We start from the raw sequence: 26,508 nt of genomic DNA, 5'->3' as shown, positions 1-26,508 counted from the left end.
GCTTAACTGATCGGCATTACCAGATAAGGCGCGTTTTTTAATTGCCAGCGGCATTAATGTTGGTTTCTATGACTGTTATTGCGCTAACCAGTGCGCTTGGAAGCGCAGAATTTTCTGAAAACATGGCAAGTGTAATCACAGAAACAGCAACGCCGATAATGGCATACTCGATGGCGGTCACTCCAGACTCATCCAAGATGCAGCGTCGAATGCAATTGAACATTCTCATACCTTTTTAGTTCTTATCTATGACGACTAAACATAACGGTGTAACGTCTACGAATCCAGTCACGTTTGTATGACATCTAAACGCCTAATATTTCTCAGTTTCATTAGTGGAATTGAAAAGTGTTTCACAAATGCGGATTTCCTGAAACTCTGATGATGTACTTAGTCATTAATGCACTTTCCATCACAATTTAAAATATGAGCGTCAAACCTATTACCTAGGTTGATTAAGGTGGTGACTTCTAGAAAGAAAATCATCAATCCTTGAGCGCTATCACATTGATTTTCAGCTCTTCCTTTCACTTTCAATTTTTAACGGAAACTGTTTCCTTCCTATTGTTTATTGTTGCTATTTAGCGAGGTTGTTAGCTTGAAAGCCGACCGAAAAAACAAAAGGACGATCAACATGGCTTACGAAGGCTACACCACATTTAGCGCTATACAGGAAGAAGGCATTCTGACTGTCACTTTCGATTTTGGCACTGTGAATGTTCAGGGACAGGAGATGCTGTCTGATTTAAATGGACTAGCGATGCGTTTAGAGCGCGATCGCGATGTGAAAGTGGTTGTTTTCCAATCTGCTAACCCTGAAATCTGGGTATGCCACTACGACACAAACTTGCTGAAAGACATGTCAACAGAAGCTGTATCCCGCGATGAAGCGAAGTTGCTCGATTTGCAGACAGTGCTGGAGCGAATCAGCAAATTACCACAGGCAACTATCGCTAAGCTTGAAGGTTTTGCCAGAGGTGGCGGTCATGAATTTGCATTGGCCTGTGATATGCGCTTTGCCGCCCGTGGTAAATACAAATTTATGCAGATGGAAGTTGGTATGGGTATTTTGCCTTGTGGCGGCGGGGCATCGCGTATGGCACGTCAGGTCGGTTTGGGCCGCGCACTGGAGATTATTCTTAGTGCACGCGACTTCGACGCAGATGAAGCAGAAGCATATGGCACGATCAACAAGGCATTGGATCCGAAGGAGATTGGTGAATACGTCGACACATTGGCGAAACGCATAGCGAAATTCCCTGCTGAACCTATCAATGCGTGTAAGCAGATGGTCTATGAATCTATCGACAAACCTATCGATGAGGCTCTGAAAGCAGAGGCTTACTGGTTGTATCAGGCAACCAGTAAAACTCCTGCTGTTAAACGCTTTCAGATTGCTGATGAGCAGGGCCTTGAGCACGATATAGAAAACCAACGTAACTGGAACAACTTGGTGATGGATGTGCAAAACATCAACTGATCCGGTTTTAGTTAACGCGAGAAGTCGACTATTCTCAATCATGAGTATATCTACATGGTTGAGAATTTTTTATGGTGAAAGCTCAACGACAAAGGAAATAAATAAGGGGCTGATATGTTAGGTGAAAACCACTCACTCTTGAATGAGTTCCCAGAGTTCAAGGATCTGATCTCAGAGCTCTCTTCTCAAGATGCTTCATTTGCAGAAGACACGAAAACCTACAATGCACTTGATAAAGAAATTCGAAGCCTGGAGCTCAGAGATTCACCGATTGATGATGAAGAAATGCACAAGCTGAAGCATGACCGTGCCGTGTTGAAAGATTCGCTCTATCACCGCCTACAACAGGCAAAATAGAAAGCAGTCAGTTTTGAACGACAAGACGCGCCACTGGCGCGTTTTTTTATTCTCCTTATCCCAAATTCGCGCTCTCTTTACTGGAAAAAGTGTGCTTACATAAAGGCCTGAATACCCAAAAAAGATGGTGTTTAATGAAAAAACTCACCCTAATTTCACTGATGGCACTATTAATGGCTGGCTGCGCAGAGAATGCTGCAGATACTGACACCATGGTAGGCGCAGATCGTGATAGCCATGGCTGCATCCCTTCTGCAGGTTATCAGTGGTGTGCCCATACCAACCGATGTGAGCGCCCCTGGGAGCTTGCTGAAGTTGAAGGGTTTGATAATACGCCCGAACTCTTTGAAGCATTCTGCGCTGAGTAACAACAGTGTCAGCAAATCGGCGCACAAAAACGCACCACTTGCGTATGCAAGTGGTGCGTTTTCATTGAATCAAAGGGATTTAACGGATTCCCGGAAATAGACCCATGACCACACCGAAGGTAGCGTAAGCATGAATGCTCTCTTCTTGGCTGGCCTGATATTGTTCCATAGCTTTCAGAATTGTCGGTGCTGAAACAATCTCACCTGACGCCATAAAACCTTGCTCAGTCAGTTGCCTGATTTCTTCTTGGGTGATTGGTGTATCGAGTTTCACGTGAGTCACAACGTCTTGCGATTTATAGAACTGAAATCTGAGCATAGTGTTCTCCTTATTGGCTTCACCTTAACAGGGGTAAATAGAAGGTTTTTACCGTGAGTCAATAAGTTAGACGCTCTGCGCTACCCGTTAATAATACCATTGAGCAGGTCGGAAAAGCCGCCATTATCGGTGGGCATGGATCGCACAATTAGCTAAGTGAAAGGCGGGTGATAATGAAACTCAACCCGCCTTGATTTGATAGATGCCTTTACCAGATAACAGGGCGATCTACACCACGGCCATCTTCAATGGTATTTTTCACCGTTTCACTACCTGCTTTTACCTGAAGAACGGCATAGTAAAGCGGTGAATCAGAGGTATTTCTCCAACAGCGTACGCCTTCGGGAGCCACACGTACGACAGAGCCAGTGGTGACCTCGAATCGATTATCATCCACCATAAATTCGCCTTGTCCTCCCATGAAAATGTAGATTTCTTCATGCTCGATATGGACGTGGTGAAATGGCATAGAGGTATGTGGAGCCAGTGAATTAAGAGAAAGGATACCGCCGGACATCCCCAGAGCCTCACTAACGAAGACCTTTCCTTCAACATCCACTGGCAAAGCTTCATGTCGAAATGTGAAGGTATCAATAGCATCTATCCCACCAGTAGAAATCGCGTCGTAATTGGTGCCCTTAGATAATGTGTTAAGCATTCCCATGATCTTCTCTCCTTAAGTAACGCATTGAATAAATATGTTTTCTTGGTAGAAATTTGCCGACTTAAATCTTCCGTGGTTGTAGAGAGGAGATTAAGATGATTGACTATATGTTCAACATAATATTTTGGATGATTTATGCCTTGGCCAACAACCAGAAAGCAGGAAACGCGTAAGAAGATTTTGAAAAGTGCGGTGAGACTGTTTGCTAACAAAGGATTTCACAATGTATCGCTTGGCGAGGTAATGAGAGATGCAAAACTAACGCATGGCGCTTTCTACGCTCATTTCAGCTCCAAACAAGAGCTATACAAAGAAGCTGTTTATGCTGCGACAGAAGACAGCCCTCTGGCAGGAATTCTGCGCGAGTCCGATGGGAATTTAAGCTTTGAGAAGATCGTAAAAACGTATCTTTGTGAAGAGCATGTCGAACAAAAAGTGTCACCTTGCCCACTGGCTGCATTTGCAACCGACGTATCTAGTTTGGACGGTGATGCAAAGAATGCATACTCCCATGTCTTTGAAGGTTTATTGGAAATACTCCAAACACGCAGTGGAGGGGAAATCCCTGATAGAAAAAGTGCTATGTCACTTGCTGCCCTAATGATTGGTGGCGTGGTGGTGTCCCGAGCATTGAAAGATGAAGACGTTATCCATGAACTGCTTGAGGCTTGTATTACCAAAGCCGCGCTGTTTAAGGCGACCAATTTGTCGGAGTAAGGTGCTATCCCATCACCTTATTCAGCCTTTTAATCAATCGCCTGACTTCGGGTAAGTAACGGTCTTCATGGTGAGTAACCAGCCATTGATCGTGACTGAGTTCCTCTATGATGGAACCCTGGCGAGTGAGCGTTTCTTCGGTGTCGCCAATGAAGGTAGGCAGCAGGGCAACGCCTCTTCCTGCGAGGGCCAAATCCAGGCTGTTTCTTGGTAAGCTGACTTCAACAAATACTTCTGCTCCTGAATGCTGTGCAATCCATTTTGCTGAAGGTGTTTCGGCAACAACCTTTATCCATCTTTGCGGCGCGTCCTTAGTGCCATATGGTGCAAACTCGACCCTGCCGAGTTTGCGACAAACAAGGTTATCGTCCATTGGGCGCTGATTTCGAAAACCAATAACGACCTCTCTGTGGGAGATATCGAGCACTTTTTCTGATGTGACAAAGCGGATAAGGCAATCTTGCGGCGAGCCAGACAAAGTGTCGATATGCGCCAGCAAATGCATAGTTGTCCAGGTGCCTGCAGATATTTTGATCAGAGGGCACTGACTCTGACTGGCTGGGGTCGTTAGATTATCCAGTGATGCTTCAACACCTAGCAACTCTTCAAGGAGTTTTCTCCCTGCCGAAAGCAATTCATACCCTTTATCGTGACGGGCAAAGAGTTCTGCGCCCAAATTGTGTTCAAGTGACAGCATCCTGCGCCCCAGAGTTGCCGGACTTTTCCCGGTAACTCTGGATGCCGCTGACAACCCGCCTGTACGGGCAACAGCGATAAACAACTGAAGATCGTTCCAGTTTACGTCCTTTTTATTCATGAAAAGACCTTATCAATCTGTTTCGTTGATGAAATGGTGCTTGCCATTAGTCTAGAGAAGGTCAGCAGTGACCTGGTGTCGTAAAGCATGGACGCCGTAAAAATTGGAGGAAATAACGCGATGGCAGATGAACAAACACTCTCTACAGGCATGGGAAAAGCGCGCTTGGGACATGCAGGCCCAATGGTGTCTAAGTTGGCACTGGGAGCCATGACTTTTGGTGCGGAAACTTCTGAGCAGGAAGCCTTCAATCAGCTTGACCTATTCGTTGAAAATGGTGGGAATTTTATCGATACGGCAGACAATTACAGCGCAGGTTTGTCGGAAGCGATCATTGGAAAGTGGGGCAAGTTACGCGGTGGATTGGATAATGTGTTGGTGGCGACAAAAGGGCGATTTTCACCACCTCCGGGAAGTTATGGCGCTTCGCGACGGAGCCTTATTCGCTCGGTGGATGCCAGTCTTCGACGGCTGCAGCTGGACGCTATCGATGTCTACTACATCCATGGCTGGGATAAGGATACTGATGTCATGGAAACGCTGGTGGCTTTGGGTGACCTTGTCACTGCGGGTAAGATTCACTGCACCGCTTGGTCAAACCTCACGGGGTGGCAATTGCAGAGAGTGATTACCACGGCGAAAGAGAACGGGTTGCCAGTACCTGTCGCTATGCAGTCGCAATATAGTCTGTTGGAGCGGGATATTGAGCTGGAGCTTTTGCCGTGTTGTCTTGAAGAAGGGATAGGACTTACGCCTTGGTCGCCACTTGGTGGAGGCTGGCTGACCGGCAAGTATCAGAAAGACCTGCTGCCAACTGGCGCAACAAGGTTGGGAGAAGATCCAAATCGCGGTGTAGAAGCTTATCACCTTCGCAACCGAGAGCGAACCTACCGGGTATTGGAGGCATTGAATGAGATCGCTATCCAACATCAAAGATCGGTAGCCGATATCGCGTTGGCATGGTTAGCCCAAAGGCCGGGAGTGTGTTCCATATTGCTTGGTGCCAGAACTGCTGAGCAGCTCAAAGCGAACCTTGCCGCTGCTCATATTCGACTGCCAGACAAGCACATGACAGTTCTTAATGAGGCATCAGACCCCGGTTTACCTGCATACCCTTATGGGTTTCAGGAGACGTGGTCTGACATGGAAATCTGGCGGCATTTGGGTATTCAGGTGAATTGACCTATCTACTCGATAGGGCGCTGATCCCTCGTCTCTATATCCGCAAAGTAGTCACCCCAGCTTTGGTGTTCGCGTCCGGCAGCTTCCAGATAATGGCTGGGGTTATCGACTTTACCTTCACTGATACCCTGATAAATGCCAGCGATAACTGTACCGAGAAACTCACCCAACTCTGCGATACGTTCAGCTTGATAATCCTCAAAAGATAGAGGCACGTAAGTCAGGTGAGTGTGGTATGTCGCGTTGAGGTATTCCGTTAACTGGGTTTGGGTAAGCGCTTCACCATGCAGGTTATAGGTTTGTCCGTTGTGTTTGTCTTCGGTCAGCATTCGGGCATACGCGAAGCCAAGTTCGCCACGGGTGGTATACCCGCATTTTCCTTCTCCCGCACAGTTGGTGATAACTCCGGCTTTTTTGTAGTTCTCAATGTACTCGATATCAGGCTCGATATAGATACCATTGCGGCCTATTACCCAATCAAGGCCGGATTCCCGCACGTCCTGCTCCGTTTGTCGGTTGCTTTGAATAATGGGTGAAAAAGCGGTGCCTTCCAACGCTCCCTGAACACTGGTGTAGACAATCTTCTTCACACCGGCTCTTTTCGTGGCATCAATAACATTTCGGTGCTGGCCAATTCGCTTGTCTGGCGCGTCCATACCCGACACCAATAGCAGCGTATCAATACCTTGCAATGATTGTTCAAGGTCGTCTGGTTTCTCATAATCGCCGGGGCGAATTTCAACGCCAAGATTTTTGGCACGCTCAGGCGTTCGCGCTAAACCAATAATGTTTTCTTTGGGCATGGCCTCAATCAGTGCTTTGATGATTGATGCCCCCAATTGCCCACTGGCGGCGGTAACGGCAACTTTCACAATAATTCCCTCATCAACAAACCTGCGAAGTCATCTCAGTGCTTTCGCAGGGGCTCTCAATCAAATGTAGCTCGGGTACATTGTGCAGGAAGCGCTTTCTTAGATTTGGCTTATGGAAGAAACAAAGCGAGAAAAGTTTATTTAGCTATGTAATGGATGGGTAACAAAAAGGTGCCGTGCTCGGCACCTTCTTAAATGGAAGTATTTGCTAGAGGAACAGTTCCAGCGTGATTTCATCAATGTACTTGCCGTTGATTTTGGCATGACTTTTTGCGCGGCCCGACACTTCAAAACCATGCTTTAGATAAGTGTGCAGAGCCACTTCATTGTCTGATCTAACCTGAGCAACCAGCTTTTCAAAACCGCGTGAGCGCGCGATATCGAGCGTGGAAGCAAACAGCGAGGTTGCGACGCCTTGTCGATGATGTTTCTCGTCAACATAAGTGGTGATGATGCCGACATGGTCCAGTGCGCGTGAATAGCTGGCATATGGCTCAACGGTTTGGTAGCCAAGAACGGTTTTCGAGTCATGGTCTTCAGCAACCAAAAACACGCCGTTTACCGGGAAGTATTGGATGAAGAAACTTTGGTCTGACACCGAAAACGTGGAGTCGAGAATCACGTATCGGCGACTTTCGATAATGGGGTTGACGATATCAGTGATGCTTTTGGCATCTGAAGCTAGCGCAGTTCTTGTTATTAGATTCATATTTCTTTGTTTTTCTGACAGTAATCAAGCAAGGGGTTTAGGCGAAGCGTAGCGTAAAATCGTCACATTTCGCCAGATAAAATGTAGGGCTATTTCTAATCCTGTTCCAGAAAGCGTCTCACTGTTTTTAAGTCCTCTATCATCGGCATTTCAATACTCAGGGAACTGCTGAAACACCAAGGGTAGGGCAGTTCGCCTATCCCATCGAGCAAGTGATCTTTATTGGAATAGTTGATGGCAGCCATGTGCTCAATGGTGATGGTGAGCTTGTCCACTTTCGGGTCTTTTGCCAAGATGGAAGCTTCATCACTGAACAGCCAATCGTAATAGCCACAACCGATGCGCAGAATGTCATTGTCCTTTTCTGTCATCACGACGAGCCACTTACAGGTGAGATGAGTGTCATCCCTGACAATGGAGTCTGACAAGCAGAAGGTATAAACATTCTCAAAACGCTGGTTGAACTGGGAGGACAGAACATGGCTGATTGCTTCAACGCCAACCACATCTGAGGGAAACGAAATACTGTCGGTGTTGACCTTCATTTCCAGCAGCGATTCTTCTGTAAACACTTTGGTGAGCAGGTGTGGCTTGTTGTTATCTTTGGCTGAGATATACCGATTAATCGCCTTGAGAAAAGGACGCACATCATCTGGCCTCGCATTCGTGGCCTTGTCAATGTGCACCATTTTCCCCTGAGATGGACTCATCCGAAAATGACCCGGTTGAAGAGCCTTCTTTCAACTTCAGCGTCCGCAACATCCATGGGAGAGAAGGTAACAATCTGCCCGGGTTGACGCTGTGAAAGTTGGCCAGCACCTAAACTGCTCAAACAGCCGATTTTCGGATAGCCGCCGATGGTTTGCCTGTCTTTCATCAAGACGATAGGTTGGCCATCGTTGGGGATCTGAATCGCACCAAAGGCAATACCTTCTGAGATGATGCCATCGAGACTGCTTTTCACTGGCGCGCCGGATAAGCGATAACCCATGCGGTCGATGTTCTGGCTGACTTCATACTCGCTGGTGAAAAACGTCATCTGTTCATCATGACTAAATGACGCATGCTGATAGGAAGGCATCACCCCGAGTTCGAGCGGCGCATCGTAATCGGGAATAGCCCATTTAGGTGTGCGCTGTTCGGTGAATTCAGTCGTTGCGGTAAAGGGTAGAATATCCCCCGTTTCCAAGGCATCACCGAGACCGGTTAAACCGCCCAGCTGCTCCCTTTTCACCGTCGAGCAACTCCCGAGCTTGGGTTCACATTCAAAGCCGCCAGCCACGGAGAGATAGGCCCGCAGTCCGCTTTTGGGTGCACCAAACGCCAGAACATCACCTGGCTTCACCGCATAGGTGAGCCAGGGTTGAATAGCTTTGTCGTTCAAGGTGGCGGAAAGATCTGCGCCTGCAATAGCAACTGTTGTGGCGGCATTCACCTGTAGCTGCAGTTGGCCGAAGGTTATTTCGAGCTGCGCTGCATCTGGCTTGTTTCCCAGTAGACGGTTTGCCCAATAAAAAGCATGCTCATCCATTGGGCCTCCTGTGGTGATGCCCAAATGCTGGAAGCCGATGCGACCACTGTCTTGCAGCAGGGTAAGCATGCCGGGGTTCAGTACTTCAAAACTCATAACACGCCGCCTTGCTTCAAAAACTCGTCCTTGTCGATAGGGCAGAACCTTACCCGGTTGCCGACGTTTACTTTTGCCAATGATTCACTGTCCCAGTCCACCATATTCAGTGGTGTACGACCAATGATTTGCCAGCCTCCCGGTGTGCTGCTGGGATAAATGGCAGTCTGGTTATCTGCCAACCCTACGCTGCCCGTTGGTACTTTGAGGCGTGGTGTGGATTTACGCGGCATGACTATCGCGTCATCCAAGCTGCCAAGATAAGCAAAGCCGGGGCTAAAGCCGATGGCGTAAACGCGGTACTCACGCTCGCTGTGCAGTTTGATGACAGACTCACTATCTAGGCCAGTTTTGTCACACACATCCGTCATATCCAGCGCGACTTCCTCGCCGTAGTAAACCGGAATTTCAACTACCTGATTGTCATTGTTATTGGTGACGGCGTTAGTATTGGACTCAAGCGCCAAACGAATGCGTTTGATGATGTCGAAACGATCCGTTCTGTTTAGGTCAAAGCCAATCAACATAGAGTTATAGGAGGGAATGATGTCTGTGACCAAATCCCCTAGACTTTCCCTGACTTGAAAGATAGCAAGGTTGACGTTAGCGGCGATGGCATCATCAATTCTGTCCCCAAAATACACAATCAATGTCTGTTCATTGACTGCCTCAATTCGCGCCATTTGCCCTCCACTGCTTCAATGCCTGGGCAACCGCCGAAGCGTGGGGGCCATCTCCGTGAATGCAGAGTGTATCTGCGTCCACCTTGAGTGTTTTTCCACTCAGCGTTGTGACAGAACCGTGTTCAACAATCTGTTGTACCTGCTTGATGATGGCGTCAGCACTGCCGTGAACCGCGCCTTCAATACGACGGTCGACCAGAAATCCCTCATCGTCATAAGCACGGTCTGAGAAAGCTTCGAACATCACGTCAATGCCGACTTCTGCCGCCAAATCGTGAATAGGTTGGCGCTTAGGAATTGCCATCACCACCAATGGGCAACCTGGCGCAGCGGCTTTCACTGCGCGCATTACGGTTTTCAGCACCGCCATGTCTTTCATCATGGTGTTATAGAGCGCACCATGGGGTTTTACATAATCGACAATGGCTTTTTGCTGACGGCAAATGCCTTTCAGCGCACCGATTTGATAGCCAAGCCAAGCGTAAAGTTCTTCGTCTGTGCAATCAAATTTGCGGCGGCCGAAGCCCATCAAATCCGGGTAGCCAGGGTGGGCGCCAATGGTGACGCCATGTTCAAGGGCTAAAGCGACGGTCTTCTGCATCGTGACTGGATCCGAGGCATGAAAGCCACAGGCGATGCTTGCCATATCAATGCAGGGCATCACTTCGGCATCTTTCCCCATGGTCCAGGCACCGAAGCTTTCTCCCATGTCGCAATTTAATTTCATCTCAACTCACTCCTTGTAGCTCTGCTTTCTTTAGAAGCAGTTTGTCCTGCTAGCGCTGACTCATGGTGGTCGGCAGATAGGTCACGATTTCCGGGAAGGCGGTAATCAACACTAACCCTAAAAGGATCAGCATAAAAAACGGAAACGCAGCGCGTGCGACATACAGAATGTTTTTGCCCGTGAGTGCCTGAATAACAAACAGGTTGAAACCTACGGGCGGGGTGATTTGCGACAACTCCACCACCAGAACGATGAAGATACCGAACCACAGCAAATCAATGCCTGCCTGCTGCACCATAGGCAATACAACTGCAACGGTCAGAACCACCACAGAAATACCATCCAGAAAGCAGCCCAGCACCACAAATAAGATGGTGAGGTAAAGCAGGAGTTCAAACGGCGACAGCGACATCGCAGCAATCCACTCCGCTAACGCGCGGGGAATGCCGAGAAATCCCATTGCCAGTGTAAGAAAATGCGCGCCCACGAGAATAAAGCCAATCATACAGGCGCTTTTCACGGCACCCAGTAGACTGTCGATGAAACTCTGACGACTCAAAGAGCCGGTAAGGGCGGCCAAAACCATGGCGCCAAACACGCCAAGCGCTGCTGCTTCTGTCGGTGTAGTGAAACCGCCGTAGATCGACCCCAAAACAAAGGAAATAAGGGCGACTATCGGGAGCAGCTTTTTCAGCGCTTTGAATCTAACTTGCCAATTAACATCGTTACTCGAGTGCTGAGGCACTTCATTTTTATTCATCAATGCCCATATGGTGGTGTAACCCACAAACAGGAGCATCAACATGATGCCGGGTAGGGCTCCGGCAATAAATAAGCGTCCAATGGACACTTCTGCGGCCACCCCATACACAATAAGGATGATGGAAGGCGGGATAAGAAGACCCAGAGTACCGGAACCTGCCAACGTGCCGACGGCCATCTTCTCGCTGTAGCCCTGTGCTTTCAGCTCGGGCAGGGTCATGCGTCCAATAGTGGCCGCAGTGGCGGCGGATGAGCCTGATACCGCAGCGAATATGCCACAGCTCAGTACATTCACGTGCAGCAGTTTGCCGGGAAAGCTGCTAAGCCAAGGAGAAAGGCCTTTAAACAGATCTTCCGAGAGTCGGGTTCGGAATAAAAGCTCACCCATCCAGATAAACATCGGTAGGGCCGTCAGCGACCAACTGGTGCTCGCCCCCCAGCTTGAAGAGCCGAACAACAGGCCGATTTGTTCATTGCCTGTCATGTACAGGCCCATGACACCGACACCAATTAAGGCAAGGGATACCCATAAACCAGCGGCTAAAAACAGCAGCATGGAGATGGCAAGAATAAAAGAGATTAAGGTCATGTCCGTCATTTTGCGCGCTCCTTGCTGCTTGCCTGCGGAGCCGTAGCTTCGTCAGGGTCTTCAATCAGTTCGAGCGAAGCGTCTTCACCTTCCAACTGCTTGTAATGGGGGGTAATACCGCGAATGTTGTCAATCAGGCTATCCAGCACGGCGAGATTGAATGCAATCATGCCGATTGCGAGTGGCACTTGTGGAATCCACAGAGGAATAGGAATGTAACCGTGGGTGACTTCTTCGAAGTCGTAGGATTCCCAGACCATATAAGTGCAGTAATAGCTACAGAAACAAAGCAGCAAAAACGCAAGGGTTAGGACCAGAGTTTCCAGAGGGCGTTGCAGCGATTCTGGCAACCTTTGAATAGCAAGGTTAACGCGGATATGGCCACCTTCACGAAAGGTATAGGCAAGGCCAAAGAAGGTTGAGGCAGCCAAAGCGTAACCGGAGAAATCTTCTGCCGACGGGACAATAAAGCCCATCATTCGGCCAATAATTTGGGCGAGGATGATCAGCATGATCAACACAATAAAGAAGCCGGATAAACCACCCGACAGCAGGTACAGAGCTCGTTTCATAATAATGCTTCCAGACAGGCGTAGCTCAGGGTATTGAAGCCCTCCCCAAGTCCGTTTCCAGGGGAGGGTACGTCGTAGTAAGTAACTACTTACTTAGTTTTTATAGGCTTTCAAAACAGGCGCTAGCGCTTGTGAGTTTTCTGCTTCCCACTCTTCTGTCATGGTCACGCCAATCGCCTGAAGCTCGTTCAGCAATTGCTCGGAAGGTTTCGAAACCACAATGCCGTTGTCAGCCAGTGTTTTGGTGTCTTTGGCTTCTTGATCTAAAACCTCTGCCCAGCCACGTGCTTCGGCTGCTGCAGCAGCATCCAAAATGGCTTTCTGAGCGTCTTTGTCCAAGCGTTTAAATGCGCGCTTATTCACGACGACAAAGTTCTTTGGAATCCAAGCTTTGATCTCGGTGAAGTGACTCAGGTAATCCCATGCTTGACCGTTTGCGCCCGTCGAAGGTGAAGTCACCATCGCATCGATAATGCCAGTGCTGAATGCCTGTGGAATATCCGGCACCTGAACCGTGGTTGGTGTGGTCTCCATCAAGTCAGCAAGACGTGAAGTGGATGGGCTGTAAGCACGCATCTTGGTGCCTTTAATATCCGCCAGCGAATTCACCGGCTTTTTGGTGTAAAGGCTTTGTGCTGGCCAAGGCACAGTGTAGAGCAGGATCATGCCTTCTTTGCTGAGTTGCTTTTCAATTTCAGGCTTGGCGGCTTCCCACAGTTTCTGGGCTTGCTCGTAGTCAGTGGCCAGGAAAGGAATGTTGTCGTGCTTAAAAATAGGGTGGGTATTACCCATAATGCCAATGAAAACTTCGCCAAGCTGCACCTGACCAGTACGCACTGCGCGAGGGATTTCAGGGTGCTTCATCAAAGACGCGCCCGAGTGAACCTTGATATCGACTTCACCACCTGTGGATTCTTTGATTTGCTCGGCAAAGTCATAGGCGATTTTGGTCGGCAGGTTAGCATCGCCATAAGGCGTTGGCATGTGCCATTGTGCAGCGAGTACAGACGGCACTGACAGTGCAGCGAGAGACACTGCCATGGCTGGCAGCAGGTTTTTCAACAACTTCATCGGAAGTCTCCTTTTCACTAGTGTCCTATTTGGGCCTACGGACCCTACTACTTATAAAACTGAGAGTTGCTCGTTACTGATATCCGTCACCAGCATCTTGCCGGGTGCATGGGTAATGGCGATGGGCGGCTTAGCATTAATAATGGCCAACTGTGGCGTTACACCACATGCCCAGAAAACGGGGATTTCACCGTCCCTAATAGGTACTGCATCACCAAAATCCGGATTGGAGAGATCTTTGATGCCAATGTCGGCGGGGTTTCCTATATGTACTGGCGCGCCATGGGATTTCGGATAACGGGAAGTAATTTGAATGGCGCGAATAGCGTCTGCTGGTTTAAACGGGCGCATAGTAACCACCATGTTACCACTGAAATACTGGCTTGGTGTCGTCGCCAAGTTGGTGCGGTACATTGATACATTCGATTGGCAATCAATATTACGAAGAGACAGGCCAGCACGAATCAAAGCATCTTCAAACGAGAAAGAACAACCCAAGACAAAAGTCACCATGTCATGCCACCAAAGATCTTTAATGTCATGAGTTTTCTCAGCCAATTCACCGTTTCGGAAGATATGGTATTCAGGTACATCGGTGCGAATATCGATATCCTTGCCAAGCAAATCAATCATTGGTTCACCCGGGCTGGATACTGATAACAGAGGACAAGGAACGGGGTTCTTCTGACAAAATACAAGAAAGTCGTCCGCCCAGTCTTTGGGAAGAATGACAAGGTTTCCCTGTGCGATGCCAGGGGCAAATCCACTTGTCGAACCAATAAACTTGCCGTCACGTGTCAGATTTCTTAATTCACGTGCCTGTGTCAGGGCTGCTTCGTAGTGATTGGATGAAAGAGGGGCTTCTTGTCCTGCAAGTTGACTCATGGCTTTCCTTCGCCTCGTTGAATGAATGTTGTGTTAAGTAAATGTTGCAGGTTGGTGTCATTTCGTCCAATTATAGTTTTTTACCTTTTCCGATAAATAAAATTAATGTCCTGCTTTCCCCGCTACTTCCACCGCCAGTTTTGCTGCTTCTTCTGCAGCGCCATTCATTGGGGCATGTAGATAAGAAGCGGTGAAGCCGAGCGGAGACGGCACCCATCCGCAATCAACAAGTAGCAGATTTCCCGTTTCAATTTCAGGAGCGGCAATGACAGTCGGTAGGGTCGCCAGACCCAATCCGTCTCTGGTCATCCGCAAACAGGCAGAGAGAGAACTTGAGGTAAAGAAGCGGGCGTTGGCGGCGTCAGCCTGAGCAAACTGTTCTTTGATTTCACCGAAGGGCTGTGTATTGCGTGCGTAAGTAATGATGGGGAAGTCGGCTAATTCAGCCAAATTCAATGTGTAATTGGAAAGCCCCAACGACGGGCTTCCCACCCATACCAGCGGATAGCGGCAAAGCGGCATATTTTGGACGGAAGGCTCCGAAATCGGTCCCATCAGGAAGGCTAAATCAAGCGTTCTATCCAATAAGTCATGACGGAGGTTCGACGTTACATCCACCGTGATGTCGATATCCAGCCGCGGAAACTTATCGTTAAAGCTCCGAAGAAACTCCGTCAGCCAGGTGTGCACGACGGTTTCAGAAATCCCCAGCCTCAAGGTTCCCGTAAACAGCGCATTGTTTTCAGCCCGCTTTTGAAATTGTTCCGCCGTAAGTAGCATTTTCTCAGCGTAGGGCAGCAGTTCGCGGCCTTTGGCGGTCAGGGTAATGGGCGAGGCTTCGCGGTCAAACAGAATAACGCCCAACTCTTTTTCCAGACTTGCAATGCGCGACGAGATGGCAGGCTGGGTTGTGAACTGTTGTTCAGCGGCTTTGCGAAAACTGCGAAGGGTGGCGACGAGTACAAAGGTTTCAATGCGCTTCAGGTTCATGAGGAGCTCTACAAACTGCGTGTATCTGAAAAGATAGAGCAAAACCCAAAGGATTCAATTGCGTGGATAATTTCTGGGAAGTTGGGACTAAGATGTTAGGGTCAACAGTCTCTCTCTTACAAATCACTTTAGCTAAAAGGATTCAACATGATCTCTCACTACGGCTTTATCATCAAAGCGCCGGATTACCAGCAACACGAACATCAGTCTGTTATCGAGTCTCCATTGTTCAGAACGGAAATACTGGGTGTCAGCACCGATGAAGAAGCGATAGATGCAGCAACAAGGCTGATCGCCAATGGTGCACAGGTCATAGAGCTTTGTGGTGGATTTGGGGCGGAAAGTGCAGAAAAGATCATCGCTGCGCTTGGCAGCGATGTTCCTATCGGGTTTGTCAGCTTCAGTGAGCAGGAACTGAAAAAGCTGGGGGAGAATGCCTAGAGTCAACAGACCCTAGTTAGCTTTCAGGGTTCTGTTCCGCACTGATCTCGGCATAGGTGTGTAGTAATTCTGTCAGGGTATTCACCCAGCCAAACACATCTCTCGGTGCGTTTTTCAGCAGTTTCTCAACTTCTTCACAATGCGTTTCCAACGTAATGGCTTGCTCCAAACGAAAAGAGATGGCGTAGAAATGCCAAAGGAGCAATCGCGTCATTCTTTCGCTGTTCTGCTTTGCATGTTCTGAATCGTCAAAAGCTTGCTGAGTTTCATTCAGTGCGATTGCAGTCATTCGCAACATGGCATCAAGACGTGCTGACAATAAACGTTCTTCACTGTCTATTTCTTCCTGATCAAATGTGAAGATTTCAGTCATCACATCTTCTGGCACCATGCGGCCAATCATTCGGGCGCTGAATTCTTCCAGTTCATGGCGTGGCATGGTGACAAGGCATTCGAATGTGTAGTCACGAGACATAAGGGCACTCTAATTCATTACAAATTTTCAGGCCCGTATTCTATACCCAAACAACCTCAAGATGCTCGCATTGAGCCCCTCTCTCAGGGCTAATTGACGGGTGGCGAGCCCTGCAGGTTGTTTGGGTATAGAGAGCAAACACGAATGAATCCCGGAGCAACGAAAAAAGTTGGGGTGTCAGGCATTGCTGACATGCGGGATGAAAAAATGCTTTGGAGTCCATTGACGTTTCACTTCGATTCCTCAAATTAATGATCTTCCTTCCAATATTGATATAACTGTTAGCTTTTTAAAGACGAAGATGTCCCTCACTACTTTTCATTCTTCGTGTTATTAGTATCCGTTAAACTAAAATCTTTAATTGAAGTGATTGAATTTACTCGCGGCAACATGGTGAAGTTAGACATATCTTGATATTGACATCATTTATGACAGCAACCGCTTTCTTGTGTTTAAAATGTCTGTTTAAATGTATCTCAATGGATTATGGGTTAAGAGTTTCATACATTATTCTGCGAGTTTTTATCTTGTATGTTCGAAATTTATTATTGGAAACCTTATTTGATGTATGGAAATTGATTCATATGTATAAGCCATGTGCCTCTAAAATGAGACATTGATAACGATATGAAACCACTTGATACGAAGTGATATGGATGTAAACTTGCTTGCTTATGGAAAAATAACCTTACAAACATATGGTTAGATGATTTTATTGTAATTACTCCCAAAAAGGAGACATTTTTTTCAAACGCTTCTGGCGCAAAGCTGATATGTTTTCTATTAATTATTAATCGTTGATTTGGTTTGTTTTGGCGATTTTCTATCAAGTTAATTTCATATAAACGATTAGATTTATCACTCTTCTAAGAACAAAAAATATAGAGAGGAGAAAAGGTCTGTGTGTCAATTTTAATTACCAAAATCACAGATCTTTAAGTCAACAACAAGATTGAAAGTATTCTTGGCACTAATAGGACATTGGGTTGGTGGGAGAGTGAAAAATACTAAACATGTTGCAGTCATAGATGACTCTGAGTCCGTGTTGTTGTTGATTCAAAAAATGCTTAGCTGCTTGGGTTATGAAAAAGTCAGCTGTTTTTCATGCCCGCAAACAGCATTAGATGAAATAAACATCGGAAAGACACATTATGACGTGGTCTTTACTAATTTGGGGATGCCAGATATTGATGGTATGTGCGTTATCCGTGAATTGGGGAAGATGAACTTCCGAGGTGCGGTATGCATTATTTCTGATTTGGAAAACCGTGTTACCGAATTGGCTGCGGAAATCGCTAAGCTTCAGTGGGTCTATCTACTGGGTAGCATTTCAAAGCCAATCACCCTTGATGCCTTGGAAAAGACACTGAACAAACTGCCAAAGCCGCATGAAATGCAGTTTCAACAAAATTCTGCAATGGCGCGTGAAGCTCTGATCAAATACCTGATCAATGGCAGTGTGGTGCCTTATTACCAGCCGAAAGTGAATCCCGTCACTCGTTGTGTAGAAAGTGTTGAGGTATTAGCACGCATTCTGGACGCTGACAGTGGAGGGGTGATTTTACCTGGAAGCTTTCTGTCTACGGCAGTTCAGCATGACTTAGTCGACTTACTGACAACGACGATTGCGGAGAAAACAGCCTCTGACATGGAAACATTGTCGGCGATTTTCGGGCAGGATGTGACTGTTAGCATCAACTTATCTGCGGAGCAGTTGGATGATCTGAGTATTCCCAACCGTTTGGGTGCGCTGTTTAAAGAAAAGAATGTATTACGACAGCGAATAACATTGGAAATCACCGAAGAGTCGGCGTTGAATTCTCCGGAACAACTGGAGTCCTTGAATCGTTTACGGATGCAGGGTTTCGGTGTTTCGCTTGATGATTTTGGGACGGGTTTTGCCAACTTCCGGCATCTTCGTCACTTACCTTTTACAGAAGTGAAGGTTGATCGCTCCCTGATTAGCAAGATCCACACGGATCACTTTGGTCAGGCTATCGTCCGTTCTTTGGCGGATTTCTCACTGGAATCCGAATGCAAAGTGGTTGCGGAAGGTGTGGAGTTGGATGAGGAGTTGGCATATCTGACATCCCATTACCCAAACATGCTGATACAGGGCTTTCTTATCTGTCATCCCAAGCCCATAGAGGAGTTGGAAGCTTGGTATGTAAAGTGGGAAGCGCAGTGTGAACTTAGCGATAAAGTGAAGTCCTAGCCTAGGTGGAAAGTTCACCTAGGGTAGGTGAACGCTCAATTCCTTCTCACACTGTGCACAATTTGTTCTGACTTTAAATGAGCACTTCGGGTTTTAATCACACTGATTTCTTCCGGACTTAATCCAAAATCCTTAAGGAGGTAGTCCGGATAGTCAGTGAGTGAATCGCGAAGTTTTTCCCGTTGATGTTTGAGCCTAAGTGCCTGATACCTAGCCATCACACTCTCGACCAATTTCCATATCATTCGGCTTAATTCAATATGCGTCTCTTTATTCTGCTCAAAAGGCGCGACCAACAAAGTATGACTTTTCTTTTCTGAAATCTTCATTTGCCTTTCCTCCTGTTTTATCTCTGTTGACCAAGATATGCTTAAGTTGAAACCAATCTTGGGCTACTATTTCTGCTACAACAAACGAGGTTTCCTGTGTTATGGGTAAGGAAAACTAATTCATGGAAGTTCGATTTCCTCCGTTGAACGCGCTGAGAGCGTTTGAAAGTACAGCTCGGCACCTCAGTATTAAGCAGGCTGCGAAAGAGCTGCATGTCACGCCAGCCGCCGTTAGTCAGCAAATTAAAACACTGGAAAGCTATCTAGAGGTTGAGTTGTTTGAGCGCAAGGTGCGCTCAATTTCACTTACCGAAGTGGGTGAACAGCTTTATCCGTTTATGGAAGAAGGGTTCGCCAAACTCGAGGAGGGAATTCGGCAACTGCATCGGCATCGTCACAGCAACGAGCTGGTGGTGAGTGTGTCCCCCACATTTGCCGCAAAGTGGTTGCTGCCAAGATTAGGGAGTTTTTACCAGCAGTATCCGGCGTATCGTTTGCGGGTAGATGCCAGCGAATCTCTGGTGAATTTTAGACAGGATGGCGTTGATATTGCGCTTCGCTATGGTGGTGGCAATTACACTGGCGTGCACTGTGAGGTGTTGATTCCGGAAGAAGTGGTGCCAGTTTGTAGTCCCGCGTTGCTGGAAGGTAAACATGCTTTGCGTTCACCAGAAGACCTGAAGCACCACATGTTATTACGCTCTGATTGGCAAACCACTCAGGCACAGGCTCCTTGCTGGGGAATGTGGTTGCGCGCGGCAGGTGTTGAGCATTCAGATGCCAATTCCGGTCATCAGTTTTCCAGCGAAGCACTCGCTATGCAGGCGGCGATAGAAGGGCAAGGCGTAGCGCTTACTTCCACTGCACTGGCGGACCTAGATGTGAAAGCAGGGCGTTTGGTGTATCCCTTTGGCCGTGAGCACAACCAGAAAGTGGCGTTTGGATACTACTTTGTCTGCCCGGAATCCCATCTCAGGATTAAAAAGGTGCAGGCATTCCACCGTTGGATAACTTCAGAGCTTAGGTGCTGAATAGGAAAGCGTTAGACATAAAAACGGCCCCTGAGGGCCGTTTTGCTTTTTGATGTGAACCATCAGGTAACGTCGATCACGTAAAATCGAAAATGTCCGCAGACACACGATCCACATCGAAGTTTTCCAGGGTAATCGTCGCTGCGCCATCATTAACCGAAATCACAGTATCAGCGCCGCTTTGCCAGTAAAGAAGCGCGTCAGCACCGCTGGCGAGAGAACTGTCAATCTGGATGCTGTCTTCTCGCAGATTAAAGTCGGTGATGGTGTCAGAACCCGACTCGCTGTCAAAGAAGAAAACGTCGGCATTTTTGCCACCTGTGAGGGTGTCAAATCCTGCACCGCCGGAAAGGAAGTCCGCACCGTCTTGGCCTTTCAGCTCGTCGTTGCCTTCGTCGCCGTAGAGCTTATCGTCACCCTGATTGCCTTCCAGTCGGTCGTTGCCGGTGCCACCGTGAAGCTCATCGTCATAACCATCAGTTTCATTCGACAGGTTGTCATAACCAAAGCTAAGTTCAACAGAGGCAGCATTGCCATCGGCATCCACCAGGAAGTAGCTGCCATCTTCTGTCTGAACGATAACCGGTGGCGTGTTTTCATTCTGAATGCCAGTGACATTGAGCTGGTGAACCAACTTGCCATCTGCATCAATGGTGTAGAGGTCGACACCTTCGGTTGTATTTGGCATCACAAACACAGGCTCGCCATCCACATAACCTGCGGATGACATGTAAGCGCCACCACCAGAGATAGTGTCAGTAAGTGTGAGCGTGCCTTCTTCGCTGACAGCAAACACAGATGCGTAGTCCGCACCGCTACCAGAGGTAATGGCGTAGGTAGCGCCATCTGACGTTTGGTAGAAGTTCACGGAGTTGCCACCACCTGCAGTGACCGTTTGGGTATCAGCCAGCGTCAGGTTGCCGGTAACGCGGTTGACGTCGTACAGGTTAACGCTGCCGTTGGCGCTTGAAACCACGTAAGTTTGCGAACCGATGGAAACGATATCGATCCCGGAAACCAAATCGCCTGCCTCAACCGTTTTGCCCGTTTCGGCGATTTTCCCGGTTTCAGAGTCGTAAGTTAGAATATCAATGCGGTCATTCTGGGAGCGTGTGACGTACAGGTATTCCGTGCCGTCGTTTGCTTCAAATACCACGTTTTCACGCACGATGCCGCCACGCAGCCAGGTTTGCGAACCACCAAAATTTGATAGGCCGCCATCCAGCGAGAGCTTACCGTCATCAGAAATATGCCAGGTAGTGATTGAACCACTGTTTTGGGAAGTCAGGAACAGGGTTGCCTGTCCATCAACATACGCCATATTGGAATGTGTCAGGCCGTTACCCATTGAGCCAACCGACAATCCAGCATCTTGCACTTGTGCGGTGATATCTCCCTGTGAAGTGGTGGTAACAGTTTTGGTGCTGTTGTCGAACACCATGCGATCCGTTTCTGTCAGTGTGCCATCGTTCTCCACACGGGAAAGAATAGCGGCACCGCTGTAGCCCCATACGGTTGTCAGCACATAGGGCACACCATCAATGTCGATGGTCGTCGTCGTCCAACCTGAGTTGGCTTCATTGGTGACCACATCGCCTTGGGCAAGATCGATGTCAGAAGCCACACCGTTGTCACCAGTGAGGACATCATTTCCAGCTCCACCTTCCAGTAAATCTTCCCCATCTCCACCGAACAGCAAGTCATTGCGTGGCTCGCTGAAGAAATCATCAACGGCCAATTGCACAGAAGAGGCATTGTCGTCAGCATCGACGAGGAAATAGCTGCCATCAACCGTCTGCACAATCACAGGTGGCGTGTTGTCATTTTGAAGATCCGTGATGGTCGTGCGCAGTTCAAGCTGGCCGTTTGCATCAATGGTAAAGAGATCCACACCTTCGGTCGCACTTGGCATCACAAACACAGGCTGGCCTTCCACATAGCCTGCGGTCGACATATACGCGCCACCACCATCGACAGTGTCTGTCAGCGTCAGTGAACCATCAGCACCCAATTCAAAAACCGAAGCATAGTCACCACCAGAGCTTGAGGTAATAGCGTATGTGGTGCCATCTGCGGTCTGATAAAAGTTAACAGAGTTGCCACTGCCATTGGTGACCGCTTCGGTGTCAATCGCCGTCAGGTCGCCTGTGGTTTCGTTTACTGAGTAGAGGTGAACACTGGCGTTGCCACTCGCGACGGCAAACGTCTGGCCGTAAGCTTCGATGATATCGATGCTTGAGGTGATGTCACCCGCGACAACCGATTTGCCTGTCTCGGCCATTACACCGGTTTCCGGATCGTAGGTCAGGATATCGACACGGTCCTGGAAAGGACGGGTGACATACACATATTTGCTGCCGTCGTTGGCTTCAAACACCACGTTTTCACGGATGATGCCGTCACGCAGCCAGGTTTGCGAGCCGCCGAATTCTGATAAACCACCTTCCAGCGAGAGAGTACCGTCGGGAGAGATTTCAAATGTGGTGATAGAGCCGCTGTTTTGAGATGTCAGAAACAGGGTTGCTTTGCCATCAACAAACGAAATATTAGAGTGATGAAGGCCATTACCAAGCGCATTTACAGAAAGGCCTGCATCAGCCATGTCAGCGGTAATGTCACCGCTGGAAGAGATAGAGGCAGTTTTGGTGCTGTTATCAAAGGTAATGCGGTCAGTTTCCGTTAGGGTGCCATCGGTTTCCACGCGGGAAATGATGGTGGTTCCGCTATAGCCGAACTGGGTGGTCACCACATAGGGCACGCCGTCGATAGTGACAGTCGTGGTGGTCCATCCGGTGTTTGCCGCGCTTTCAACGGCTGGGCCATCGGCTTTCAGTTGGATACCGCTGCTACTGCTTGAACCTTGGCCGACATCAGGGTCGTTGCCATCATCACCCACGAGGTGATCATTGCCTTCATTTCCCCAAAGGACGTCGTTGCCAGTGTCACCATTGAGGGTGTCATTCCCTTCGTTGCCGAAAAGCACATCATGGCCTGTGCCACCGTGAAGTGTGTCGTTACCTTCGCCACCTCTTAAACGGTCGTTACCTTCTTCGCCGTACAGGACATCGGTGCCTTCACCACCGTATAGGAAATCATTGCCTCGGCCGCCGTATAGGAAATCATCGCCTGTATTACCTTCAACGCGATCATCGCCATCATCGCCGTAGAGAAAGTCGTTGCCGAAACCACCGCGTACCCAGTCATTACCGGCATCGCCATGGACGATATCCTCATCGTCACCGCCGATCACCGTATCATCGCCATCACCACCATACACGTAGTCGGTGTTGCCATCGGCCTGAATAAAGTCGTTACCACCGTAGCCGTAAATTGTATCTACGTCGTTGGTTCCACGCAGATAATCGTCTTCTTCTGTCCCATTGATAATATTTGCCACGTCATTGTCTCCCTGTTGAGCACGTGCCGTTATTGTTCTGTATTGGCTTATTCAGCAATGAAATATAAAGGCGGAAAACCGCACAGGGAATGAGGTCTAGTCTCGCTATCGAGACGGCGTTGTCAGTGGCACATATGGAGTTTTAGGGAAGTATGAAGGATGAAAATCTGTCGCCAAATAACCATGCTACCTATAAGGCTGTAACTCACTGTATCTAATGTTCATTACACTATTTGTAATATTCATTACTGAATTTCTATTCACCAGCATGAATGAGTATTAAAAAAGCATGGGATTTAAGATATGGACGCTAACGCTTTCTGTTGGTGGTAATGACATGAAATAACGGTATTAAATCGAGTTTTTTGTTCGAAATTTCAAGGGAAGTGTGAATTTGAAAAATTATTAATATTATATAAAACAAATAAATAAAGCGGTAATTTAAACACCGCCTTAAATATTATCCATGATTGGGTAGACACTTAAAAAAACTATTCAAGAGGGATGTAAATGTCCGTTCTCAGCTCAGTTTGTGGTACGGAATGGACATCATTCAGATACTCTTCATAGGCTGGTTGGTTACCGACCCGCTCAGTAGACTTTGGTAACCATTCAGAAAATAACCAGCGGTACGCGGCGTCCATGTTGGCATATGGACCTTTGTAATGCATCACCGCACATTTCCCTCCCTGAATGTCAAAACGCTTTAAGCCATCTTCCTCAGGAAAGTCATTTACATTGCTCACTTTGATGCAAGCCAAGGAGCGCAATTCGTCAGTCGGCACGGTGTCAGGGTCATCGAAATAGACGCCAAAGAAGCGGGTGTTTTCGTCAATCAAGTTACGTGTCGCCAGCCAGCCCTGCAGCTTCTCAAACTGCTGGCCCACCTTCATGTAATCACCATGGTGTTCGAATCCGATAAGGGTCATCGTTTCGCTTTCTCTGATTGTAATCTCTTGCATGGGGTAGTCCTCGTTCTTCCGTATTGGTTGCGAAAATTGAACATGATCACCCTCACGCCTGAAGCGTGCAGGTGGCATGCCAAAGGTCTCACTGAAAACACGGGTGAAGCTTTGCACAGAGTTGTATCTCGCCAGGCGGCCAATTGCCTCAATGCTCATGTCCGTCTTTATCAACCTGTCCGCCGCATAGTGAAGACGTATCCAACGGATGGAATCCGTCAGACTGTTGCCGTAAATCCCACGATAAATGCGGTGTAGGTGATAAGGCGAGATCAGCGCAACCTCAGCGAGTTTGTCCATATCCAGATCGTCTTCCAGGTTGTCGTAGATATAATCCGACAGTACAGAAAGCCTTTTCTGGTAGTGCTCGGCAGTCGATTGACGCTTCATCAGTGCTTCTCCCTTGTTTCCATCCCTACAAGTTATCAATGGGTCTTTTAACAAATCCTGCGCATTTTTTATTCAAAAACTAACCCACTGAATAGTAAAGCATGATGTGCCCATCCTGAGAGAACGCGGCGTGCCTGTTATGTAATTGTTCGATTTATCACTAAAGCGAATGGTGCGTGGGTCGATACATCATACGGTAAATGATTCATTTCATCGGGGAGGAGAATCAGCATGTTGAGGAAGCTGACGGTCAGTCAAAAATTGTTTTTTGGGTTTGGGGGCATTCTTAGCCTGTTAGTTGGTATGGTGGCGTTTGTCTGGATTAAGTTGGCGTTTCTTCAGGAGGTTGGTATAGAGGTCAGAACCGACGATGTACCGGAAGCGATAGGTTATCTTGGACTGATTGATGAAGCTGGTGACGTTTACCGGGATTCAATGGGCGTGATAAATGACGTTACTGGCGCCAAGGAGGATTTAAAGAGCAACATCAAAGAGTATATGGATTTGATTGCTCATGTGCGCCTGTTGGAAACCCCAGGGTCGGAAGACTTTCAGAGACTGGCAGAGATAGAAGAGCACATGAAGGCTTATCTAGCCGCTTTTGAAAACAGTATTCTTCCACGGGTAGGAAATGGTGTTGAAATGTCTGATTTGGTGGAAGAGCTTCACGACGTGTATCTCATGCACCTTGCACCTATCGAAGACATTCTCGACCAAGTCTCATCTGAGGAAGTGGCTGAAACTGATAAGGCACTTGGCAGTCTGCTTGAAGCCTATGAAGTGATGCGAATGACTCTGCTTTCTCTTGCAGCAGTGGCTATTTTGCTCTCCTGCGGCATTGCTTATCTGCTTTCCACCTCAATTACACGTCGTCTGACAATCTTGAACCAAGCGGCACAGCGTATCGCCAATGGAGAGCTTTCCAATGAATCGATTGAAGATAAGTCTGGCGATGAACTCGCCAGCCTGGCGGTGTCTGTTAACGGGATGCAAGCATCATTGGTGAGCCTGATTTCATCCATCCGTGGCGTAACTGAAGAGGTGCATTTTTCGGCTAAAGCACTGTCTACGATTAGTCAGGATGTGGTATCAGGCGCATCGATGCAGGATGAAAAAGCGACCTTGATTGCGACTGCGTCTGAAGAACTCAGCCTGACCATTTCTGAAGTGGCGAATCAGGGGACTGCGACCTTTGATGAAGCCAAACGCTCAGAGGAATCAGCGCATGAAGGCCGCCGCGTGATTGGTGAGATGGTAAACAGTATTCAGCAGGTGTCTGTGCAAATGCAGGAAATGTCGGTATCGATGCGTGAGCTGGGCAGCCACAGTGAAGAAATTGGCAATGTGATCAAAGTGATTCAGGGGATTGCTGAACAAACTAACCTGCTTGCACTGAATGCGGCAATCGAGGCCGCGCGTGCGGGTGAGTTTGGGCGTGGGTTTGCCGTTGTAGCAGATGAAGTTCGTGCACTGGCGGAGCGTACTACGCAGGCGACGCAAGAAGTCTCTACTATTATCCAATCGATCCAGACGGGCACACAAAATGCCGTCACCAGTACCGAAGAGAACTGTGGTTTGGTTGAGATTGGTGTGAACCACAGCGAGAGCGCCGTGAAAGCGCTGGATGACATCTTCAATGGCGCTGCATCCGTGCAAAGCATGATAAGCACGATTGCGACGGCAGCCGATGAGCAAACATCCGTGACCCGAGAAATCGCCTCAGATATTACCGCCATCAGCGATATTTCTTCCAAGTCGCTGGACAGTGCTCAGCAAAGTGCAGACCGCATTGCCTCGCTCGACAGAAAAGTGGATGAGCTTGATGCACTCATTGGCAAGTTTAAAGTGTGTTAAGTCTTTACGCTTGAAGACATTGG

At 48.0% G+C, this 26,508-nt stretch carries 28 protein-coding genes; 9 read left to right on the top strand and 19 right to left on the bottom strand.

Annotation, left to right across the window (positions count from 1 at the left end; genetic code table 11):
• Positions 1 to 37 precede the first annotated feature (37 nt).
• Complete coding sequence (locus RN22_RS07135) at positions 38 to 223, bottom strand: Flp family type IVb pilin (protein WP_052737504.1); 186 nt, start codon at positions 221 to 223, stop codon at positions 38 to 40.
• A 411-nt stretch (positions 224 to 634) separates the two neighbouring features.
• On the opposite strand from RN22_RS07135, the gene RN22_RS07130 reads away from it, so the two are divergent.
• The 3 genes from RN22_RS07130 (at position 635) to RN22_RS07120 (ending at position 2,205) form a co-directional block, all read left to right on the top strand.
• Positions 635 to 1,480, top strand: a complete 846-nt coding sequence (locus RN22_RS07130) for an enoyl-CoA hydratase/isomerase family protein (protein ID WP_046303693.1) — start codon at positions 635 to 637, stop codon at positions 1,478 to 1,480.
• 114 nt (positions 1,481 to 1,594) lie between these two features.
• Positions 1,595 to 1,837: a YdcH family protein gene (locus RN22_RS07125; RefSeq protein ID WP_046303692.1), complete on the top strand. Its 243-nt coding sequence runs from the start codon at positions 1,595 to 1,597 to the stop codon at positions 1,835 to 1,837.
• Positions 1,838 to 1,971: 134 nt separating this feature from the next.
• Positions 1,972 to 2,205: a hypothetical protein gene (locus RN22_RS07120; protein ID WP_046303691.1), complete on the top strand. Its 234-nt coding sequence runs from the start codon at positions 1,972 to 1,974 to the stop codon at positions 2,203 to 2,205.
• A gap of 79 nt (positions 2,206 to 2,284) precedes the next feature.
• Here the strand turns inward: RN22_RS07120 and RN22_RS07115 are convergent, their stop codons facing one another.
• Positions 2,285 to 2,524, bottom strand: a complete 240-nt coding sequence (locus tag RN22_RS07115) for a hypothetical protein (protein ID WP_046303690.1) — start codon at positions 2,522 to 2,524, stop codon at positions 2,285 to 2,287.
• A gap of 208 nt (positions 2,525 to 2,732) precedes the next feature.
• On the bottom strand, positions 2,733 to 3,188 hold the full coding sequence (locus RN22_RS07110; RefSeq protein WP_046303689.1) for a cupin domain-containing protein: 456 nt from the start codon (positions 3,186 to 3,188) through the stop codon (positions 2,733 to 2,735).
• A gap of 135 nt (positions 3,189 to 3,323) precedes the next feature.
• Here RN22_RS07110 and RN22_RS07105 point away from each other — a divergent pair, with 135 nt between their 5' ends.
• Positions 3,324 to 3,905 carry a TetR/AcrR family transcriptional regulator gene (locus RN22_RS07105; protein WP_046303688.1) on the top strand — a complete coding sequence of 194 codons (582 nt, stop codon included), beginning with the start codon at positions 3,324 to 3,326 and terminating at the stop codon, positions 3,903 to 3,905.
• 4 nt (positions 3,906 to 3,909) lie between these two features.
• Here RN22_RS07105 and RN22_RS07100 read toward each other — a convergent pair whose 3' ends face one another.
• Positions 3,910 to 4,722, bottom strand: a complete 813-nt coding sequence (locus RN22_RS07100) for a LysR family transcriptional regulator (protein ID WP_046303687.1) — start codon at positions 4,720 to 4,722, stop codon at positions 3,910 to 3,912.
• Positions 4,723 to 4,842: 120 nt separating this feature from the next.
• Between RN22_RS07100 and RN22_RS07095 the strand changes: the two genes are divergently transcribed.
• The gene (locus RN22_RS07095; protein ID WP_082111379.1) at positions 4,843 to 5,904 is read left to right on the top strand and encodes an aldo/keto reductase; all 1,062 of its coding nucleotides are present in this window, start codon (positions 4,843 to 4,845) and stop codon (positions 5,902 to 5,904) included.
• 5 nt (positions 5,905 to 5,909) lie between these two features.
• Here RN22_RS07095 and RN22_RS07090 read toward each other — a convergent pair whose 3' ends face one another.
• From RN22_RS07090 to RN22_RS07040, 11 genes are all read right to left on the bottom strand, one after another.
• Complete coding sequence (locus tag RN22_RS07090; RefSeq protein ID WP_046303686.1) at positions 5,910 to 6,776, bottom strand: SDR family oxidoreductase; 867 nt, start codon at positions 6,774 to 6,776, stop codon at positions 5,910 to 5,912.
• A 208-nt stretch (positions 6,777 to 6,984) separates the two neighbouring features.
• Positions 6,985 to 7,485 (bottom strand): GNAT family N-acetyltransferase, encoded by a 501-nt coding sequence (locus RN22_RS07085; RefSeq protein ID WP_046303685.1) that lies wholly within the window; start codon positions 7,483 to 7,485, stop codon positions 6,985 to 6,987.
• A 95-nt stretch (positions 7,486 to 7,580) separates the two neighbouring features.
• Positions 7,581 to 8,195: a hypothetical protein gene (locus RN22_RS07080; RefSeq protein ID WP_231590866.1), complete on the bottom strand. Its 615-nt coding sequence runs from the start codon at positions 8,193 to 8,195 to the stop codon at positions 7,581 to 7,583.
• Positions 8,192 to 9,112 carry a biotin-dependent carboxyltransferase family protein gene (locus RN22_RS07075; RefSeq protein ID WP_046303684.1) on the bottom strand — a complete coding sequence of 307 codons (921 nt, stop codon included), beginning with the start codon at positions 9,110 to 9,112 and terminating at the stop codon, positions 8,192 to 8,194. Before RN22_RS07075 ends, RN22_RS07080 begins: the two co-directional genes overlap by 4 nt.
• Complete coding sequence (gene pxpB / locus RN22_RS07070) at positions 9,109 to 9,795, bottom strand: 5-oxoprolinase subunit PxpB (RefSeq protein ID WP_046303683.1); 687 nt, start codon at positions 9,793 to 9,795, stop codon at positions 9,109 to 9,111. The genes RN22_RS07075 and pxpB overlap by 4 nt, the downstream gene beginning before the upstream one ends.
• Positions 9,782 to 10,522 carry a 5-oxoprolinase subunit PxpA gene (locus tag RN22_RS07065; protein ID WP_046303682.1) on the bottom strand — a complete coding sequence of 247 codons (741 nt, stop codon included), beginning with the start codon at positions 10,520 to 10,522 and terminating at the stop codon, positions 9,782 to 9,784. Before RN22_RS07065 ends, pxpB begins: the two co-directional genes overlap by 14 nt.
• A 49-nt stretch (positions 10,523 to 10,571) precedes the next feature.
• Positions 10,572 to 11,882: a TRAP transporter large permease gene (locus tag RN22_RS07060; protein WP_046303681.1), complete on the bottom strand. Its 1,311-nt coding sequence runs from the start codon at positions 11,880 to 11,882 to the stop codon at positions 10,572 to 10,574.
• Positions 11,879 to 12,445 (bottom strand): TRAP transporter small permease, encoded by a 567-nt coding sequence (locus tag RN22_RS07055; RefSeq protein WP_046303680.1) that lies wholly within the window; start codon positions 12,443 to 12,445, stop codon positions 11,879 to 11,881. The genes RN22_RS07060 and RN22_RS07055 overlap by 4 nt, the downstream gene beginning before the upstream one ends.
• Positions 12,446 to 12,538: 93 nt before the next feature.
• Entirely contained in the window at positions 12,539 to 13,516 is a 978-nt protein-coding gene (locus RN22_RS07050; RefSeq protein ID WP_046303679.1) for a TRAP transporter substrate-binding protein, read from the bottom strand.
• A gap of 51 nt (positions 13,517 to 13,567) precedes the next feature.
• Positions 13,568 to 14,401, bottom strand: a complete 834-nt coding sequence (locus tag RN22_RS07045; protein WP_046303678.1) for a putative hydro-lyase — start codon at positions 14,399 to 14,401, stop codon at positions 13,568 to 13,570.
• 102 nt (positions 14,402 to 14,503) lie between these two features.
• Entirely contained in the window at positions 14,504 to 15,391 is an 888-nt protein-coding gene (locus tag RN22_RS07040) for a LysR family transcriptional regulator (protein WP_046303677.1), read from the bottom strand.
• Between the two features lie 147 nt (positions 15,392 to 15,538).
• On the opposite strand from RN22_RS07040, the gene RN22_RS07035 reads away from it, so the two are divergent.
• Complete coding sequence (locus RN22_RS07035) at positions 15,539 to 15,832, top strand: DUF6506 family protein (RefSeq protein WP_046303676.1); 294 nt, start codon at positions 15,539 to 15,541, stop codon at positions 15,830 to 15,832.
• A gap of 16 nt (positions 15,833 to 15,848) precedes the next feature.
• Here RN22_RS07035 and RN22_RS07030 read toward each other — a convergent pair whose 3' ends face one another.
• Complete coding sequence (locus RN22_RS07030; protein WP_046303675.1) at positions 15,849 to 16,307, bottom strand: hypothetical protein; 459 nt, start codon at positions 16,305 to 16,307, stop codon at positions 15,849 to 15,851.
• A 997-nt stretch (positions 16,308 to 17,304) separates the two neighbouring features.
• On the opposite strand from RN22_RS07030, the gene RN22_RS07025 reads away from it, so the two are divergent.
• Positions 17,305 to 18,522 (top strand): EAL domain-containing protein, encoded by a 1,218-nt coding sequence (locus tag RN22_RS07025; protein ID WP_002538266.1) that lies wholly within the window; start codon positions 17,305 to 17,307, stop codon positions 18,520 to 18,522.
• Between the two features lie 35 nt (positions 18,523 to 18,557).
• Here the strand turns inward: RN22_RS07025 and RN22_RS07020 are convergent, their stop codons facing one another.
• Positions 18,558 to 18,851 (bottom strand): hypothetical protein, encoded by a 294-nt coding sequence (locus tag RN22_RS07020; RefSeq protein WP_002538267.1) that lies wholly within the window; start codon positions 18,849 to 18,851, stop codon positions 18,558 to 18,560.
• A 122-nt stretch (positions 18,852 to 18,973) separates the two neighbouring features.
• On the opposite strand from RN22_RS07020, the gene gcvA reads away from it, so the two are divergent.
• Complete coding sequence (gene gcvA / locus RN22_RS07015) at positions 18,974 to 19,882, top strand: transcriptional regulator GcvA (RefSeq protein WP_046303674.1); 909 nt, start codon at positions 18,974 to 18,976, stop codon at positions 19,880 to 19,882.
• Positions 19,883 to 19,958: 76 nt separating this feature from the next.
• Here gcvA and RN22_RS07010 read toward each other — a convergent pair whose 3' ends face one another.
• Both RN22_RS07010 and RN22_RS07005 read right to left on the bottom strand, forming a co-directional pair.
• On the bottom strand, positions 19,959 to 23,279 hold the full coding sequence (locus RN22_RS07010) for an alkaline phosphatase (RefSeq protein ID WP_046303673.1): 3,321 nt from the start codon (positions 23,277 to 23,279) through the stop codon (positions 19,959 to 19,961).
• A 491-nt stretch (positions 23,280 to 23,770) separates the two neighbouring features.
• Entirely contained in the window at positions 23,771 to 24,631 is an 861-nt protein-coding gene (locus tag RN22_RS07005; protein WP_046303672.1) for a GyrI-like domain-containing protein, read from the bottom strand.
• A gap of 231 nt (positions 24,632 to 24,862) precedes the next feature.
• Here RN22_RS07005 and RN22_RS07000 point away from each other — a divergent pair, with 231 nt between their 5' ends.
• Positions 24,863 to 26,485, top strand: coding sequence for a methyl-accepting chemotaxis protein (locus RN22_RS07000; protein WP_046303671.1), 1,623 nt, complete (start codon positions 24,863 to 24,865; stop codon positions 26,483 to 26,485).
• Positions 26,486 to 26,508: the final 23 nt, after the last annotated feature.

Origin of the sequence: Grimontia sp. AD028 (genome assembly GCF_000973155.1) — a bacterium.
GTDB lineage: Bacteria > Pseudomonadota > Gammaproteobacteria > Enterobacterales > Vibrionaceae > Enterovibrio > Enterovibrio indicus.
Note: the sequence above shows the minus strand (reverse complement) of the source record. Positions and strands in the feature narration are given on the sequence as shown.